Source organism: Tissierellales bacterium (assembly GCA_025210965.1).
In the GTDB taxonomy this organism is placed as follows: Bacteria; Bacillota; Clostridia; order Tissierellales; family JAOAQY01; genus JAOAQY01.
In genome coordinates this window covers 31,130-45,401 of record JAOAQY010000069.1, presented here as the reverse complement: position 1 = coordinate 45,401, position 14,272 = coordinate 31,130, and the positions used below count along the sequence as shown (strand labels likewise).

Annotated in this window: 16 protein-coding genes; all 16 read right to left on the bottom strand. The window is 34.6% G+C overall.

Annotated features, from left to right (window positions below; all coding sequences use genetic code 11):
* Positions 1-16: 16 nt before the first annotated feature.
* The 16 genes from N4A40_04840 to mazG all read right to left on the bottom strand — a co-directional run bounded on the left by N4A40_04840 (position 17) and on the right by mazG (position 14,264).
* Positions 17-1,144: a sodium ion-translocating decarboxylase subunit beta gene (locus N4A40_04840; protein ID MCT4661168.1), complete on the bottom strand. Its 1,128-nt coding sequence runs from the start codon at positions 1,142-1,144 to the stop codon at positions 17-19.
* A gap of 24 nt (positions 1,145-1,168) precedes the next feature.
* Positions 1,169-1,579 carry a biotin/lipoyl-binding protein gene (locus N4A40_04835; GenBank protein ID MCT4661167.1) on the bottom strand — a complete coding sequence of 137 codons (411 nt, stop codon included), beginning with the start codon at positions 1,577-1,579 and terminating at the stop codon, positions 1,169-1,171.
* A gap of 14 nt (positions 1,580-1,593) precedes the next feature.
* Entirely contained in the window at positions 1,594-1,962 is a 369-nt protein-coding gene (locus N4A40_04830; protein MCT4661166.1) for an OadG family protein, read from the bottom strand.
* A 14-nt stretch (positions 1,963-1,976) separates the two neighbouring features.
* Positions 1,977-3,524: a methylmalonyl-CoA carboxyltransferase gene (locus N4A40_04825; protein ID MCT4661165.1), complete on the bottom strand. Its 1,548-nt coding sequence runs from the start codon at positions 3,522-3,524 to the stop codon at positions 1,977-1,979.
* Between the two features lie 22 nt (positions 3,525-3,546).
* Entirely contained in the window at positions 3,547-3,951 is a 405-nt protein-coding gene (gene mce, locus N4A40_04820; GenBank protein ID MCT4661164.1) for a methylmalonyl-CoA epimerase, read from the bottom strand.
* Between the two features lies 1 nt (position 3,952).
* Positions 3,953-4,909, bottom strand: a complete 957-nt coding sequence (gene meaB / locus N4A40_04815; GenBank protein MCT4661163.1) for a methylmalonyl Co-A mutase-associated GTPase MeaB — start codon at positions 4,907-4,909, stop codon at positions 3,953-3,955.
* A gap of 12 nt (positions 4,910-4,921) precedes the next feature.
* A complete protein-coding gene (locus tag N4A40_04810; protein ID MCT4661162.1) occupies positions 4,922-5,320 on the bottom strand; it encodes a cobalamin B12-binding domain-containing protein in 399 nt (132 codons plus the stop codon).
* 19 nt (positions 5,321-5,339) lie between these two features.
* A complete protein-coding gene (locus N4A40_04805) occupies positions 5,340-7,019 on the bottom strand; it encodes a methylmalonyl-CoA mutase family protein (protein MCT4661161.1) in 1,680 nt (559 codons plus the stop codon).
* Between the two features lie 193 nt (positions 7,020-7,212).
* Positions 7,213-9,192, bottom strand: coding sequence for an ATP-dependent zinc metalloprotease FtsH (ftsH, locus tag N4A40_04800; protein MCT4661160.1), 1,980 nt, complete (start codon positions 9,190-9,192; stop codon positions 7,213-7,215).
* Positions 9,193-9,220: 28 nt separating this feature from the next.
* Positions 9,221-9,769, bottom strand: a complete 549-nt coding sequence (gene hpt / locus N4A40_04795) for a hypoxanthine phosphoribosyltransferase (GenBank protein MCT4661159.1) — start codon at positions 9,767-9,769, stop codon at positions 9,221-9,223.
* The gene (gene tilS / locus N4A40_04790; GenBank protein ID MCT4661158.1) at positions 9,759-11,156 is read right to left on the bottom strand and encodes a tRNA lysidine(34) synthetase TilS; all 1,398 of its coding nucleotides are present in this window, start codon (positions 11,154-11,156) and stop codon (positions 9,759-9,761) included. The genes hpt and tilS overlap by 11 nt, the downstream gene beginning before the upstream one ends.
* A 36-nt stretch (positions 11,157-11,192) precedes the next feature.
* Positions 11,193-11,597, bottom strand: coding sequence for a S1 RNA-binding domain-containing protein (locus N4A40_04785; GenBank protein ID MCT4661157.1), 405 nt, complete (start codon positions 11,595-11,597; stop codon positions 11,193-11,195).
* A 98-nt stretch (positions 11,598-11,695) separates the two neighbouring features.
* Positions 11,696-12,058, bottom strand: coding sequence for a septum formation initiator family protein (locus N4A40_04780; GenBank protein MCT4661156.1), 363 nt, complete (start codon positions 12,056-12,058; stop codon positions 11,696-11,698).
* A 12-nt stretch (positions 12,059-12,070) separates the two neighbouring features.
* A complete protein-coding gene (locus N4A40_04775) occupies positions 12,071-12,313 on the bottom strand; it encodes an RNA-binding S4 domain-containing protein (GenBank protein MCT4661155.1) in 243 nt (80 codons plus the stop codon).
* 183 nt (positions 12,314-12,496) lie between these two features.
* Positions 12,497-12,775 carry an HU family DNA-binding protein gene (locus tag N4A40_04770; protein ID MCT4661154.1) on the bottom strand — a complete coding sequence of 93 codons (279 nt, stop codon included), beginning with the start codon at positions 12,773-12,775 and terminating at the stop codon, positions 12,497-12,499.
* Positions 12,776-12,815: 40 nt separating this feature from the next.
* Positions 12,816-14,264, bottom strand: coding sequence for a nucleoside triphosphate pyrophosphohydrolase (mazG, locus tag N4A40_04765; protein ID MCT4661153.1), 1,449 nt, complete (start codon positions 14,262-14,264; stop codon positions 12,816-12,818).
* Between the last annotated feature and the right edge of the window lie 8 nt (positions 14,265-14,272).

Sequence of the window (14,272 nt, the reverse complement as noted above, 5' to 3'; positions counted from 1 at the left end):
CTCAATCTTTTATTTATTACTGAAAGAACATCAATAAAACACCAGCTGCTACAGCAGAACCTATTACTCCCGCTACATTAGGACCCATAGCATGCATCAATAAATAATTGTTAGGATTTTCTTCTCTTCCTACTTTTTGAACAACTCTAGCAGCCATCGGTACTGCCGATACACCAGCTGCTCCTATAAGTGGATTTATCTTGCCTTTTGACAATTTACACATTACTTTTCCGAATAAAACCCCTGTCGCCGTTCCAACACAGAATGCCGCTATTCCTAGTATAAATATCAATCCTGTTTTTGGATCTAAAAACGTTACATAATCTGCCTTCGCACCAACTGTAACACCTAATAATATTGTCACAGTATACATCATCGCATTTGTAGCAGTTTCAGTAAGTTTTGGCACAACTCCAGATTCTTTTATTAAATTACCAAACATTAGCATCCCTATAAGTGGTCCTGCACTTGGAAGCAAGAATATTACAAATATCATAACAGCTATAGGAAATACTATCTTCTCTCTTTTAGACACTGGCTTTAGTTGTGTCATTTTTATCTGTCTTTCTTCCTTAGTAGTAAGCGCTCTCATAATAGGTGGCTGAATAATAGGCACTAACGCCATATAGGAATACGCAGCTAGACCTATAGAACCTAGTAAATGAGGTGCGAGCTTACTTGTAAGATAAAGTGCCGTAGGACCATCTGCTCCACCAATTATAGAAATAGCTGCAGCTTCTAGTCCATCAAATCCAAATAATATTGCTCCAAAGAATGTAAAGAATATTCCAAATTGAGCTGCTGCTCCTAAAAGCAAACTCCTTGGATTTGCAAGTACTGGTCCAAAATCCGTACTAGCCCCTAAACACAAAAATATGATAGGAGGATATATACCAAGCTTGGTTCCTTGATATAGGTAATACAACAGTCCGCCATTTGCATCTCCTTCAGGGTGTGCCATTAGGTTTGCTCCAGGTAAGTTTACTAATATTATTCCTACCGATATAGGAATAAGCAAATATGGTTCATATTCTTTTTTTATAGCTAAATATAGGAAAAAACAAGCCCCTACTATCATAGCTATTTGCCCTGGCTGTACCATGGCAAACCCGGTTGTCTCCCAAAAATTTTGTAAAAGTTCCATGAAATCGACCTGCCTTTCGTCGTCTTAATTAAGTGAAACTAATGTATCACCTGATCCAACATTATCACCTTTTGATACATGAATCGCACTAACTTTTCCCGATGTAGGTGCAGTAATTTCATTTTCCATCTTCATAGCCTCTAAAATCAATACTACATCTCCAGCTTGAACGCTGTCACCAACACTAACTTTGAAATCCAATATAGCTCCTGGCATAGGCGCTTCAATTGTAGTTGAACCTGCAGATACTTCTACCTTTGGAGCTTCTTTTTTTGCTGCTTTCTTTTGTTCCATCTTTGGAGTTTCTACTGCTTTTGTCTCTACTCGTTTCTCTGACCTAGCTGTACTTTGTGCACCAACACTGCTTGAACCTTGAACTTCTTCAACTTCAACTTCATAAGTTTTGCCATTTACTGTAATATTATATTTTTTCATTTCCGCTCCCCCAATTATATGCGATTAAGCATGTTTTCGTGTTTACCAGCTTCTGCCCACGGTTGCACTGGCGTATTTTTTCTCTTTATGCTCTTTAGTCTTATATCTCTAGTACTGCAAGAGAGTTCTGCTGCTATTGCTGCAGTAATAACAGCTATAAGCTCTTCGTCATCGTCTTTTGAAGTATTACTTGTAATTTCTGTTTTCTTTACCTGTGGAGTTATATCCTTAACAACCTCTGCTTTTTGCTTTTCTCCAAAAACCATTCTTATCAAATCCATCATAAAAGAAATTATTAGTAAAACAAAAAATACAATAGCCATACTAAAAATCATTACCGTAGCTGCTTCTGCAATCGTGACATTATGCACATCTGTAATCATCTATATCACCTCTTCTATAGTGGAATATTGCCATGTTTCTTAGCTGGCGATGCCTCTCTCTTTGTTGCAAGCATTTCAAATGCATTTATAAGTCTAGCTCTCGTATGAGCAGGCTCTATTACATCATCAATAAATCCTCTACCTGCAGCAACATAAGGATTTGCTACTGTATCTCTATACTCATTTATTTTATCGTTTCTAGTCTCTAGAGGATCATTAGAATTTTCTATGTCTTTTCTAAATATTATATTTGCTGCCCCAGCAGGTCCCATTACAGCAATCTCTGAATTTGGCCAAGCATATACAATATCAGCTCCCATATCTTTACTACACATAGCAAGATATGATCCTCCATAGGCCTTCCTTACAACTATAGATACTTTAGGAACTGTCGCCTCACTATACGCATACAACATCTTCGCTCCATGTCTTATGATTCCACCATATTCTTGGTCTACTCCTGGCAAAAATCCTGGAACATCTATCAAATTTAATATAGGAATATTATACGCATCACAAGTTCTTATAAAACGACTTGCTTTATCCGATGCATCTATATTTAAACATCCTGCGAGAACTGCTGGTTGATTCCCTATAACTCCAACAGATTGACCATTTAATCTTATAAATCCAGTTATTATATTTTTAGCAAAATGAGGCTGAACTTCAAAAAATTCTCCATTATCTCCAATTTCTCTAACAATTTCTTTCATGTCATATGGTTTATTTGGATTTTCTGGAACCAATTCATTTAAAATAGTATTAAGTCTGTTTCTCTCATCATCACTATCTATGCTAGGTGCTTCTTCTAGATTATTAGATGGCAAATAACTTAAGAGTTTTCGAACTGCATTTAATGAATCCTCTTCACTGTTATCTACAAAATGCGCAACTCCACTTACTGTATTGTGAGTCATTGCACCACCTAGTTTTTCAGCAGATACTTCCTCGCCAGTAACTGTTTTTATTACCTGTGGACCTGTTATAAACATCTTGCTTGTTTTCTCAATCATAAATACAAAATCAGTAAGTGCTGGAGAATAAACTGCTCCACCTGCACATGGTCCCATAATAACAGAAATTTGTGGGATAACGCCCGATGCTTTGGTATTGTTGTAAAATATTCTTCCGTATCCTGAAAGTGCATCAACACCCTCTTGTATTCTCGCTCCACCAGAATCATTTAATCCAATTACCGGAGCACCCACTTTCATAGCTAGCTCTTGTATCTTGCAAATTTTCTTTGCATGCATTTCTCCAAGTGAGCCACCTATAACAGTGAAATCCTGCGCAAATACGTAAACCAATCTTCCGTCAATCGTTCCATATCCAGTAACTACTCCCTCTCCTGGAATATCTTTTTTCTCCATACCAAAATTATTGCATCTATGTGCTACAAATGCATCTAATTCTACAAAACTATCAGTGTCTAGTAATACATTTATTCTCTCTCTAGCTGTTAATTTCCCTCTTTTATGCTGCTTTTCTATCTGTGCTTCTCCGCCACCATTTTCTATTTTAGAGCGTTTTTCATAAAGTTCTTCTATTTTAGAGTTTGACATCTCTAAACCTCCTTATCGCCTTCTAATCATTTCTTTCGCAAAGTTCCAAAAGTACACCCTTAGTGCTTTTTGGATGACAAAAGGCTATCTTAGCGCCACCTGCACCATATCTAGGTTTTTCGTCAATCATTCTAATTCCTTTTGCTTTCATCTCTTCTATAGCTTCTTCAATATTGTCTACTCTAAGTGCTATGTGCTGTATCCCTTGACCTTTTTTTTCTATAAATCTAGCAATCGGACCATCTTCTTCTGTCGATTCTAATAATTCAATTTCACTATCTCCTACTGGCAAAAAAGCTACCTTCACCTTTTGTTCTTCCACTACCTCAGTTCCCGCTAAATCGAGTCCTAAAACATCTGTGTAAAACTCTAAAGTTTCTTCTAAATTGCTCACTGCAACTCCTATATGGTCTATTTTTTTTATCACTCTAATTGCCTCCCCTTGATTTTGAAATGATTTTATCAATAACCTCATCCCTTGCAGAATAAGGATCTTGTCTTTTTTCAAAAACTAAATGCGCTATTTTATCCAAATAACTAGATTTTTGATCATTTTCATATATAACATTGATAAGTTTGTCTTCAACCAATCCTAAAATTTCATATTTCAAATGATCTCTTTTTCTTTCTTCATATAAATTTTCTTCAATCAAATAAGCTTTATGCTTTTCAATCTCTTCAAACAAATCATCAATTCCCTTGTTTTCTAATCCTATTACTTCAACAACTGGTGGGCGTCTTTCTAAATGACCACCTAAATCTAACATCATATTTATTTCAGTAACTGTTCGCTGCGCTCCAAATAAATCCGATTTGTTTACAGCAAATATATCTCCAATCTCCATAACACCAGCTTTTATAGCCTGAATATCATCACCCAGTCCTGGTACCATTACCATAACTACTGTATCTGCTGTTTTAACTACATCAACTTCTGATTGTCCTACTCCTACAGTCTCAACAAATATATAATCCATTCCAAATGCATCTAGCACTTTAATAGCATCTTTAGTAGCTCTTGAAAGACCTCCTAAATGACCTCTAGTACCCATACTGCGAATAAATACATCTGGATCTAACGCCAAATCGTTCATTCTAATCCTATCTCCTAGTATTGATCCACCAGAAAAAGGACTTGTCGGATCTATAGCTATTATTCCAACTTTTTTATTTAATTTTCTAATGTGTTTTGCAAGTTTATCTGTAATAGTGCTTTTACCACCACCAGGCGGCCCTGTTATACCTACAACATGGGCCTTACCTGTATATGGATATATTTCTCTCACTAGCTCCGATGCCAGCGCTTCACTGTTTTCAACTTGGGAAATCACTCTAGCACAAGCCCTCTTATCTCCCTTTAACAATCTCTCTATTAGCTGGTCCATCTTAAACTCTCCTTAATGTCTTTTAAGGTTGTCTTTTATAAAATCAATAGTAACCTGTGTTGGAGTTCCTGGAGTAAATACCTCTGCTATGCCACATGATTTCAAAAATGGAATATCTTCCTCTGGAATAACTCCACCACCGACAACTAAAATGTCATCTGCATCTTGATTCTTCAATAATTCCATTACTTTTGGAAATAAGTGATTGTGAGCTCCTGATAGTATACTCATTGCTACTACATCAACATCTTCCTGTATGGCTGCTGCAACTATTTGCTCTGGTGTTTGTCTGAGCCCTGTATATATTACTTCCATTCCTGCATCTCTAAGTGCTCTAGCAACTACTTTTGCTCCTCTATCATGCCCATCTAGGCCTGGTTTTGCCATCAAAACTCTAATTGGTCTATCCATATCATATCCTCCTCAAATCCTATAGCATAACACTCTGTTGATATTCACCAAATACTTCACGCATAACTCCACAAATTTCTCCAAGTGTAGCATATACTCTTACAGCCTCTAATATATACGGCATAACATTTTCTGTACCTTCACAAGCCACTTTTAATGCCTTCAAAGTTTCGTCAACTTTGGCTTGATCTCTTTCATCTCTTAATGCTTTAAGTCCTTCTTTCTTTCTCTCGCCAACAGCTGGGTCGACTTTCAAAAGACCTTTTGGTGGTTCTTCCTCTATTTTAAATTTGTTCATACCTACTACAATCTGCTCTCCTGATTCTACTTCCTTTTGATAGTGATATGCAGCTTCCATTATTTCTTTTTGAATATAGCCCATTTCAATAGCTTTAGGTGCTCCACCTATTTCATCTATCTTAGAAATATACTCCATAGCTTTTTCTTCAATTTCACTTGTCTTTGCTTCAATATAATATGAACCAGCAAGTGGATCTACTGTATTTGTTACACCACTTTCATGTGCCACTATTTGCTGAGTTCTAAGTGCTATTCTAACAGAATCTTCAGTAGGTAGTGCTAAAGCCTCATCTTTTGAATTTGTATGAAGAGACTGTGTGCCACCTAATACTGCAGCTAATGTCTGTATAGCAACTCTGACAATATTATTATCTGGTTGCTGTGCTGTAAGTGTAGAACCACCAGTTTGAGTGTGGAACTTCAAAGCCATAGATTTCGGATTTTTTGCTCCAAATCTGTCTTTCATAATTTTTGCCCAAAGTCTTCTTGCAGCTCTATACTTAGAAACCTCTTCTAATAAATCATTGTGTGCATTGAAGAAGAAAGAAAGTCTAGGTGCAAAATCATCTATATCTAATCCAGCCTCTAATGCTGCTTCTACATATGCAATACCATCTGCAATTGTAAAACCTACTTCTTGTGCCGCTGTTGAACCAGCCTCTCTAATATGATAGCCTGAAATACTTATTGTATTCCATTTTGGAACCTCTTTAGAGCAATACTCAAATATATTTGTTATTAGTCTCATTGAAGGTTCAGTAGGGAATATATACGTCCCTCTGGCTATATACTCTTTAAGTATGTCATTTTGAATAGTTCCCCTCAATTTTTCTGCACTAACACCTTGCTTTTCTGCAACAGCAATGTACATTGCTAACAAAACTGCCGCTGGAGCATTTATAGTCATTGATGTACTTACTTTATCCAAAGGAATCCCATCAAATAAAATTTCCATATCTGCAAGGGAATCTATAGCAACCCCAACTTTACCAACTTCCCCTTCTGAAAGAGGATGATCCGAGTCATATCCAATCTGTGTTGGTAAATCGAATGCAACTGAAAGACCTGTAGATCCTTGCTCTACTAAATATTTATATCTCTTGTTTGATTCTTCAGCAGTCGCAAATCCAGCATACATTCTCATAGTCCAAAGTCTACCTCTATACATAGTTGGTTGTACGCCTCTTGTGTATGGATATTGACCTGGGTAACCTAAATCGGTTTCATAATCTAGATTAGAAGCGTCGTTTGGTGTATACAAACGCTCAACAGCTTCTCCAGAGCCTGTAGTAAATGTTTCTTTTCTTTCTGGAAATCTAGAAACGACTTTTTCTACTGTTGTTTCTCGCCATTTTTTCTTTCCTTCGGCTATTTGATTTAATTTATCTTTTTCTATCATCCATTGACCTCCGTTCATAGGTTTTGTATTCTCCCAAATATAGACTATTACATTCTCGTTTTTTTTGCAATATTTATTTCATTTTGTTAAAAAAGGTGACTGTAAAAATTCAAAATATACATTTTTTTGACAATAATAGTAGAATGATTATTTAAAAATAAAAAAGAGACTCAAAGAGTCTCCTTTTTATTTCTTATTCTTTTTCTTTTTCAAATTCTGCATCTTCAATATGTTCTTGATTGTCAGTACTAGGCTTCTCTAAATCTACTTTTGTATCTTCATCTGATGATTTTTCCAAATCAACTGATTTAGATTTATCTTTCTGCGCTTCGTCATCAAAAACTTTTAAATCCTCTAATTCCATAGAACCATCAAATAATCCCTTAAATTGTTTAGCATCTAATGTTTCCACTTTCAATAGTCCTTGAGCAACTATTTCTAACTTATCCATATTTTCAGTTAAAAGAGTCTCCGCTTTATGATATGCCGCATCAATTATCATTCTTACTTCTTGATCTATTTCAGCTGCAACTTTCTCACTAAAGTCTCTAGGACGTCCCATATCTCTTCCAAGGAAAGGCTCGTCTGAATCCCCACCATAAGAAATAGGTCCTAATTTAGAACTCATACCATATTTAGTAACCATACTGCGAGCAATTTTAGTAGCTCTCTCAATATCATTAGACGCTCCTGTACTTATATCATCCAAAATAAGAGCTTCTGCTACTCGTCCACCTAAAAGACTTACCAATTCTTCTTCCATTTCTGTTTTAGAATAATAAGATTTATTATCCTCATCTGGAAGCTTCATAGTAAATCCTCCAGCTCCACCTCTAGGAATAATAGTTATCATGTGTACATTCGTAGAGTTAGACGAAACCGCCGTAACCACAGCATGACCGGCTTCATGGTACGCCGTCAATCTTCTCTCTTTTTCACTAACTATTCTACTCTTCTTAGCTACTCCAGCTTGAACTTTAGTAATAGCTTCTTCAGCTATCCGCATAGGAATCTCTTTTAATGCCTCTCTAGCCGTTAAAAGTGCTGCTTCATTCATTAGATTTTCTAAATCAGCAGGAGTAAATCCTGGTGTTCTTCTCGCTAATACCTTTAAATCAACATCTTCTGCAAGAGGTTTGTCTTTAGAATGAATTTTAAGTATAGCTTCTCGCCCTTTTATATCAGGAACTCCAACATATACTCTTCTGTCAAATCGGCCTGGTCTCAAAAGTGCAGGATCTAGTATGTCTGGTCTATTAGTGGCAGCCATAACTATTACTCCTTCATTTTTGCCAAATCCATCCATTTCAACTAACAACTGATTAAGAGTTTGTTCTCTTTCATCATGACCTCCACCGTGACCTGCGCCACGACGTCTTCCAACTGCATCGATTTCATCAATAAAAATAATACAAGGCGAATTCTTCTTTGCTTGGTCAAACAAATCTCTAACACGCGAAGCTCCAACCCCAACAAACATTTCTACGAAATCAGAACCACTAATCGTAAAAAACGGCACTCCCGCTTCTCCAGCTACTGCCCTTGAAAGATAAGTTTTTCCTGTACCAGGAGGACCTACCATTAGTATTCCTTTCGGAATTCTTGCGCCTAAATCAATAAACTTCTTTGGATTCGAAAGAAAATCAACAACTTCAGCTAATTCTTCTTTTTCTTCCTCTAAACCAGCAATATCTTCAAATGTAACTTGATTATTATCATCATCTGGCTTTTTCATACGCGCTTTACTTCTTCCAAAATTCATAACCTTACCATTACCACCTTGTGATTGCTGCATGAAAATAACCCAAAAGGCCACTAACACGAGAATCATAAAAATAGTTGGTAACATTGTAATTAAAAATGAAGTCTGAGGTTTAGCCTCTGCTACCATTTTTATATTACTGTTGCTTTGTAAAGCCTCGTAGTAATCATGTGGAATTTCTGGCACATAAGACCTGAATTCAGTACCATCCGGCAATTTACCTTCTATACTATTTTCCACAATTTTCATCTCAATTATCTTTTCTGGTGTTGCTTTTTCAACCTGACTTACTAATTCTTCAAATGTAAGTGCCTTAATAGTTGGTGTTTGCTGTGTAGCCATCTGTACAACTAATATTATGGCTATAAAAATTAACAAATAGAAGCTAATACTTTTCATGAATTTTTTCATGAGATGCCTCCTTTCTCATGGTGATACTCTATTTGTAAACCTCCTCTTTTAAGATGCCTACAAACGGTAGATTTCTATACTTTTCTGCATAATCTAATCCATAGCCTACTAGAAATTCGTTTGGAACATCAAAACCAAGGTATTTAATAGGTACTTCAACTGTTCGTCTATCTGACTTATCCATAATAGTACAAATTTCAACACTTTTAGGACCTCTAGCTTTAAAATATCCCATCAAATAATCAAGTGTCAAACCACTGTCTATTATATCTTCGACTATAAGTATATTTTTCCCTTTTATTTCTTGATCTAAATCTTTCAAAATTCTAACTACTCCAGAAGATTCTGTTCCATCTCCATAACTAGATACCGCCATAAAATCCATAGATACAGGAATGCTTATCGATCTTGCTAAATCAGACATAAATATTACGCTTCCTTTCAATATACCTAACAAGAGTAATTCTTCGCCTTGATAGTCTTTTGAAATCTGCTCCCCTAATTGAGCAATTTTATTCTTTAAATCTTCTTCAGTAAGTAATACCCTTTCGATATCATTCATCCATTCATTCATCATCTAACTTTTTCTCTCCTCGTTTTAAAATTTTAATCTTTAAAACTCTCCTAGTAGAATCAGTTACCTTGAAATCATCACTAATCCTGTACCCAACTACCCAAACAATTTGATCACCAGAAACTATGAGAGGTATATCATTTCTCTCATATCTTGGTATTTTCAAATCAATAAATAAATCTTTTAATTTTTTACTACCTTGCATGCCCAAAACTTTTATGCGATCACCATTTTTTCGATTTCTAATTTTAAGAGCATAACTAATTTTATCATAATCAAAGCATTTTACAAACACGTCTTTGGAATATTTTTTTATATTTTCTGCATTTATTACTTCCGTTTCTATTTCAAAACGCTCGTTTTTCAATAAAGTCCCAATTCCTATTTCGTATTCATATCGTTCAGAATTCATATTTATATAGCCTATTCTGCACTTATCATTATAACTATGTGCCTTCAGCCCATCTTTAATATCATGAAACCTTCCCGATACGCTATTTTCAATAAACGCTTTTAACAAAATTATATTATTTTCTTCGATTCCCTCTAATGACTGTTTTAATAATCGCAGGCCTCTTCTTAGTACCCTATTTTTTAGTCGATTATCTATTTTATTAAATTTTTCTATGGAAAATTCCAAGTATTTCTCATCTATTTCAAACATTTCACTTGCTATCCCATCAACTACACCTTCAATATAAGATACATCGGCTTCTGCAGATTTAGAAAGTCTGACTAAGCTTTCTATAATTTTAGGATTATATTGTTTTTGAATCATAGGCAATAAATCTAATCTAATTTTGTTTCGCTCATAAATAGTCTCTAAATTAGTATGGTCAGTTCTGTATTTGATTCCATATTCCAACGCATATCTCTCAATTTCAGTTCGACTAATCATAAGCATAGGTCGTATCCACATTCCATTTATTTTTTTTATACCTATCAATCCATCTATTCCTGTTCCTCTAAATATCCTCATTATAAGAGTTTCTGCTTGATCATTTTGATTATGCGCTAGCACTATTTTTTTATAGTCATATTTTTCGCTTATTCGCCTGAAAAAATTTCGCCTTAAATTTCGTCCTGCCTCTTCTGGTGTTAATTTATGTGTTCTAGAATATTCCATCATATCCACTTTTTCTTCATAAAAAGGAATTTCATTTTCAATACTAACACGCCTTACCAGTTCACAGTCTTTGTCAGCAGCTTCTCCTCTCAACCCGTGATTTAAATGAGCTACGCCTAACTCTATTGACATATCCGCTCTAATCTGAATCATAAGGTCGAGTAATACCATAGAATCTACTCCTCCTGATACACCCAAAAGCAATTTATCTCCAGCTATAATCAATTTTTCACTCAAAATCAATTGTTTCAATTTTGTCCTCATGATACCTCCAAAAAAATAAACCGGAGCACTCCGGTTTTAATTTCGAGTATATCGACGCTTACGATTTTCTTTTTGCTTAGCTCTCGTACCGTCTATTCTCTCACTACTTTCTTTTAAAAATGCACCAATTTTATCCTCAAAAGATAGTCCCTTCTGTTGTTTGTTCTTCACTTTCAAGTCAACAACTTCTGGCATCTTAGTACTTTTCTTTTTGGCTTGTCGAATAGATAGACTAATTTTTCCCTTAGCGTCCACTTCTACTACCTTAACTTGTACCTTCTGTCCTACTTTTAAATATTCCTTAATATTGCTAACATAATCATGAGAAACTTCAGATATATGCACCAACCCTGTCTCTTTTTCGCTTAATTTAACAAACGCTCCAAAATTAGTAATACCTGTAACCGTTCCACTCAATATTTCTCCTACCTTAATGGCCATGTTATTTAAGATTCCTCCTTTTAATATTCTCTTCCTTATTCTATTGGAAGTTTTCTACTCTTTCAAGTTTATAACAGGTTTCGATTTTCGTCAACCAATCATTTAACAGAATTATTATAAAAACGCTTTTTTTCTTCATTTTTTTTGGTTGCTTCGTCAATAAACATGATTTCATTATCTCTAATCATACCTTCATCTCTAGCAACCATCTCTATATAGGCTTGAGCCTCAATTGTCTTTAATGAATCATTTTCATTAGAAATATATATTTGTAAACGTTTTAATCGCTCTGCCTTATCAACATTCTCTTCTTTTAATTCACATATAGTTTGGCTAAGCTCCTGCTTTTCCTCTTTCAATCTAGTTATCTGCTTTGCTTGATTATAATATGTCGATCCAAAATAAAGCATAATTGCTACAACAATTAAATATCTTATTTTAAAACTTCCAAATCTTTTCATAATCAATCAACTCTATTCTATAATTTCATATAACATTGTAGCTTCATCTTTTAGTACATGCTCTTTTATATTTGCTATCTTTATAGTAACTTTCTTGTCTCCGAATCCTAATTCAACTTCATCCCCAACAGAAACTTCTGTCCCTGGTTTCGCAGCTTTACCGTTTACTAAAATTCTACCTTGAGTACACGCTTCTTTTGCAACTGTTCTTCGCTTTATAAGTCTACTCACTTTAAGGTATTTATCTATTCTCATCATTATTCACCTCTTTTTAATAATTATATCATAAAAAATAAATTTATCTACAAGTCTAATTTATCTAATACCCATTATTAACTCATTCATTTATTTTTTTCAACTATAACTAGGCTTAGACCATAGAGTATTGCGCCTCTAAATTATAAAAAAATCAGGTCTATTGACCTGATTTTTAAATTTCTACTTATTTACTGATTGCTTTAAAGTCTTACCTGCTTTAAATACAGGAGCTTTTGATGCTGGAATAGTGATTTTTTGCTTAGGATCTCTAGGATTTCTTCCCTCGCGCTCTTTTCTTTCTCTAACTTCAAATGTACCAAAACCAACTAATTGAACTTTATCATTTTCAATTAAAGCCTCTTCTACACTTTCCATAAATGCATTCAATGCTGCCTCTGCATTTTTTTTGTTTAACCCACTTTTCTCAGAAATACTTGCTATCAATTCAGCTTTATTCACAATAAATACCTCCTTGTTTTTTATGTTAAATTAGTGAGCACTAATTTAATAACTCTTTTGACTCTTCCCAGTACTTATCCATTTCGTCTAAAGACATATCCTCTAATCGCATATTAGCCTCTAAACTTCGCTTTTCTATATATTCGAAACGCTTTATGAACTTCTCTATAGTTTTTTCAAGTGCTTCTTCAGGATCTATATTCAAAAACCTTGAAACATTTACAACAGAAAACAATACATCGCCTAACTCTTCTAACATATCATCTCTACTACCATTTTCAATTGCATCTTTAATCTCAACAATTTCTTCACATAGTTTTTCTAGAGGACCATTGATATCATCCCAATCAAAGCCAACCTTTGAAGCCTTCTTTTGTATTTTATAACTTTTTAGCAAAGATGGCAATACTTTTGGCACATTTAATAATCTTTCTGTGTAATTTTCTATGCCTTTTTCGCTATCTTTAAGCTTATCCCATTGTTCTAACACTTTGTCAGTATTCAAATCTCGTTGTTTTTCGTCAAAAACATGAGGATGTCTATAAACCATTTTTCTCGAAATATGATTTATTACCTCATCCATTCCAAAATATCCTTCTTCATCTGCCATCTGCGAGTGGAAAACTACTTGAAAAAGCAAATCGCCAAGCTCTTCTTCTAAATTAGCATAATCTTCATTTTCAATAGCTTCAATAACTTCGTAAGCTTCTTCTATCAAGTTTCGTTTGACACTCTCATGAGTTTGTTCTATATCCCAAGGACAACCATCTTTACCTCTAAGTTTTTCCACGAGTTCTCTCAAATCTCCTAAATTATACTTTTCATATTTAGGCACCGCTGGTATAAATATAACTGTTTGATGATCATATCCTTCATAATTCAATATATCCATCAATTTCGTTTTATTGACAGTAAACTCATCTTTAGTCCCAACCTTTAAAAACAAATAAACTTCGTATTCATCGCCTAATTGCTCTTCTAATGTCCAAACCAAATCACTTAAAAGCATTGAATCATATGCATTTGTTATAAAATTATTACTATGAATATCATAAAAATACTTTGAAAAATCAAAAACATTCATAACTTTACTTGGAAATTTACTATCTATTGAAACAAAATTCATAGCATAAGCTACATAACTTATCCCAGATACTATATTTATGGTTCTATCGCTATTTAGCAATCTTAGTGTAACTTCATCGTCTTCAGCAGGATTGCCTAGAACACAATAAACCACATCTTCATTCTCTGCAATTTTTTCTATATGATTTTGTATCCTCTCTGATAGCTCGTCAAAATCATCAGCTTCTTCATACCAATCATCTAATGACTCTACTACTTTGCCCATTGCTTCAAATTCTTTATATACTTGATGCCATGATGTTCTAAATATCAACTTACTCGCACTATTCATCACATCATAAGCCTCTCTAGTTAGCAAATTAGAATCACCAGGCCCCATACCAACAATCGTAATATTATTCATGCCCTCAC